This is a genomic window from Paenibacillus sp. 01L418 (assembly GCF_056400045.1).
In genome coordinates this window covers 1-3654 of record NZ_JBFTSN010000553.1, presented here as the reverse complement: position 1 = coordinate 3654, position 3654 = coordinate 1, and the positions used below count along the sequence as shown (strand labels likewise).

Sequence of the window (3654 nt, the reverse complement as noted above, 5' to 3'; positions counted from 1 at the left end):
GAGGTGCACTGAATAAGCCTGTTAAAATAATGAATCCAATCAGCTGCCAAGTCAGCGTCATCTGCTTGCACCAACCCGGCTCTTGCTTTGCAGCTGACCCGAAAGCCGAAGCGCATTGCTTACAACAGAAACAGAGCTAAGCGCCATCGCCGTTCCAGCCATCCACGGCTCAAGCAAACCAAAAGCAGCAAAAGGGATGACGATAACATTGTATAGGAAAGCAAAGGTTAGATTTTGACGCACATTTCGAATCGTTAATCGGCTAATTCGAATCGCTTCTGGAATGGCGTGCAGACGAGAGAAAAGCAGCGTCATATGGCCTGCGCTAAGCGCTGCATCGGTTCCTTCACCCATTGCTAAGCCTACATCGGCTGCGGCTAATGCCGGTGCATCATTCCATCCATCCCCTGCCATTGCGACTCGTTTACCGCGACGCTTTAACTGCTCCACCAGCGCCAATTTGCCTTCGGGGAGCATGGAAGCATGTATGCTTGTAATGCCAACCGCTTTTGCAGCAGCAAATGCCGGCGCCTTGTGATCTCCAGTAGCTAGAACAGCGGAAACCCCTAAATTTCTAAGCTCTTTCACTGTCTCTCTCGCGTTTTCCTTTATCTTATCGCTAAATGCGATTGCACCAGCAATCTGATCGTCTATTGCTGCATATAGCACGGTTTCACCCAAATCCTCACGCTGCCTTGCGAATGCAATGATATCGACGCTCATAGTCAATTGGCGTTCTGCTGCAAACCGAGCGTTCCCGATAGCGAAGCGCTGCTCCTCAATTATCGCTTCAACTCCTCCGCCTGGTGTGAAGACATGATGACTGGAAGCTGGAATAATAAGCCCTAGTCTGACCGCCTCCTTCTCAATTGCTCTTGAAAGCGGATGTGTGGAGTCCGCTTCAGCGGCTGCCGCCAATCTCAGCAAAGCATTGCGGCTTCCTTTAATAGCTAGTGAAGCACTTATATGAGGCTTGCCTTCCGTTAATGTTCCTGTTTTATCAAAAATGATCGTTTGAATGCTTGCCAAACGTTCAAGCGCGCCCGCTTCCTTCGTAATAATGCCTTGCTTCGCAAGTCTGCTGGCTGCGATGACAAGTGAAATCGGTGCGGCTAGACCAAGCGCGCATGGACAGGCTGCTAATAAAACAGCAATGCCGCATATGAATGCTCGGCTCCAATTCCCCGGCTCAAGAAATAATCCCCACATGAAAATCGTTGCAACGGCGAAGAGAAGCATAACAGGAACAAACCAGCTTGCAGCCGCATCTACATTTCGCTGAATGGCTGATTTCGACCGTTGTGCTTGACGAACAAGCTCCTGTATGCGGTTAAGCATCGTATCATGGCCTGCCGCCTTCGTACGAATGCGAAGCTGCGAGCTTTCATTCCAAGTTCCCGCCCACACTTGATCTCCTTCCCGCTTTGCAATCGGCAGACTCTCGCCTGTTAGCAATGATTCGTTGGTTGCGGAGTGACCGCCGCATACAATGCCATCGACCGGAATCGTTTCTCCAGCCTGTACGATGACAATATCGCCCGCTCTAACAAATTCGGTCTGAATATGTATCACTTCACCTGCCCGTTCAACCGCCGCCGTCTGACTTTGCAGTTTGCCGAAGCCGTCTGATCCGCGCTGCGCCCGCAGCGAGGCGGAAACTTCAATGTATTTACCCAGCAGGACAGCTGTGATTACAACAGCAGAAGTTTCAAAATACAATGGCGGTGCATGAGCAGCCACCTCTGAGATCGGCCGAAACAAGCCGTTCTGAAATACGACATAATGGCTGTACAGATAGGCGGCTGTCGTTCCAATAACAACAAGCACATCCATATTGGCGCTTCGCTCGCGTACCGCATGATATGCGCCGAAATAAAAAGGCAAGCCTATAGCGAATTGAATAATCGTGGCAAGTATGAGCTGCAGCCATGGAATAGTGAGCCAAGCAGGCAAATAATCAAGCATCGGCCTTAAAAACGGCAGATGCTGCATCATTCCAGTTAATAACGGTACCGTAAGTACCGCTGAAGCTATGAGTCGCAGCTTCAATATACGATGCTCCTTGTGCAAGCCTTCTTTAGCTGTCTCATTAAGCATCGCTTCAAAACCTAATTGCTTGACACGCTCAGCAATTTGTTTCGCTCCGAGCCGCTCAGGCTTAAACTGCACCCAAGCGGTTCGAAGCGGAAAGCTGACGGCAGCCATTTGAACACCATCCATTTTGCTGACTGCTTTCTCTATTCTTGCCGCACAAGCTGAGCAGCTCATGCCCTGAACCGCAAAATCTATCGTAAGGTCGCTATCCTCTACCTGATTATCATGTACCTGCTCCATTTGCAGCACCCGCCCTTCGTTCATCGCTGTTAATGCCTGTACCTCTGCGTTAAACTATATGACGGGCAAGCCAATTGCATGATTGGAACATCTGTTTACATTCTATTTGGCGCAGGAAGTCCCAGTATGTGAAGTGCATCCTGCATCGTTTGCTTATAACGCTCGGTGAGCCAAATACGCAAGCTTTTCGCTGAGCCTTCAACCTTCAAAATAGGACATGTTGCGTAGAAATGGTTAAACAATGCGGAAAGCTCATATACATACGTACAAAGCTGATTAGGAGACAGCTCCAAAGCGGCAGCTTCTAGCGTTTCTGGCCAATAAGCTAAATGTCTCAGCAATGAATGCTCTTGATTCTCAAGATCGCTAATCTCAGCTAGAGCTTGTGGGTTAAACTCAGTGTCGCCTGCTCTCTTCAAAATACTGCTGGAGCGAGCACACGTATACATCAGATAAACACCTGTATTGCCGGATATTTCGGTTGCTTGATCAAGATCAAACACAACCTCTGTTTGCAAATGAAAACGAAGCAAGTAATAACGAATCGATGCTGCTGCTATTGTACGGCTTGCCAAGCCGCCTTTACGGGATCTTTTTGCGTCTATGATTTGTTCCATTCTTACTAAGAAATCCGCTATTTTTATGCCGATTCCTTGCCTGCCTGACATCGCATACGCATGCTTGCCGTCTGACGTATCGATACCTAAACCATTTGCGGTATTAGGGCTTAATGCAACAACACCATAACTGACATGCTTTAACTGCTCTGCTTGCTCCTGAAAACCCAAAGCGAGCAATGCTTGTTTAACCATAGCCTGCGGATACTCTTGGCGCTGATCAATTACATTTATGACCATATCCGCATGACCGATTTTTTTCCTTACACCACTCGTATGCGTTGACCACAGACCATCAGAAAACTTCTGGTAACGGAAATCGTTATCGAGCAATCCAAACTTCCACAGATGGTAAGCAATATCCTTGGCCGTATAAGTCAAAATTCCGTTTGAGCGAACGAGCACTTTATCTGCGTGGAAATCCGATTGTTCCTCTTGTTCTCCGTTTTCATCAGAATGCTTCAGCACATAACAGCCCTTCAGCTTCCCTTCTGTTTCCTTGCGGAATATTCCCGTTGACTGCAGCAGTTCAAACGCGCGAGCCCAGAAGCCTTCACGCACAATATTGCTTTCCCACACCAGAACATCATACGTGATGCCAAACTGCTTCATTTCCTCGACATGCTCGCGTACAATTCTTTCTGCTACCAACAAGCCCATCCATGCTACATTCGAATGCCCTTCTTCCAGCTCTGCAAGAACC

2 protein-coding genes are annotated in these 3654 nt (G+C 48.2%); both read right to left on the bottom strand.

Annotated elements, in window-relative coordinates:
- Window positions 1-57 precede the first annotated feature (57 nt).
- Window positions 58-2334: a heavy metal translocating P-type ATPase gene (locus tag AC1DSE_RS32495; RefSeq protein ID WP_477528856.1), complete on the bottom strand. Its 2277-nt coding sequence runs from the start codon at window positions 2332-2334 to the stop codon at window positions 58-60.
- Between the two features lie 95 nt (window positions 2335-2429).
- The coding region (locus AC1DSE_RS32490; protein WP_477528855.1) for a DALR anticodon-binding domain-containing protein at window positions 2430-3654 on the bottom strand (1225 nt) is incomplete at its 5' end.

Bases quoted from the DNA above. Each gene is read 5' to 3' on its own strand.
- AC1DSE_RS32495 (WP_477528856.1), bottom strand. From the start codon at position 2,334: ATGGAGCAGGTACATGATAATCAGGTAGAGGATAGCGACCTTACGATA.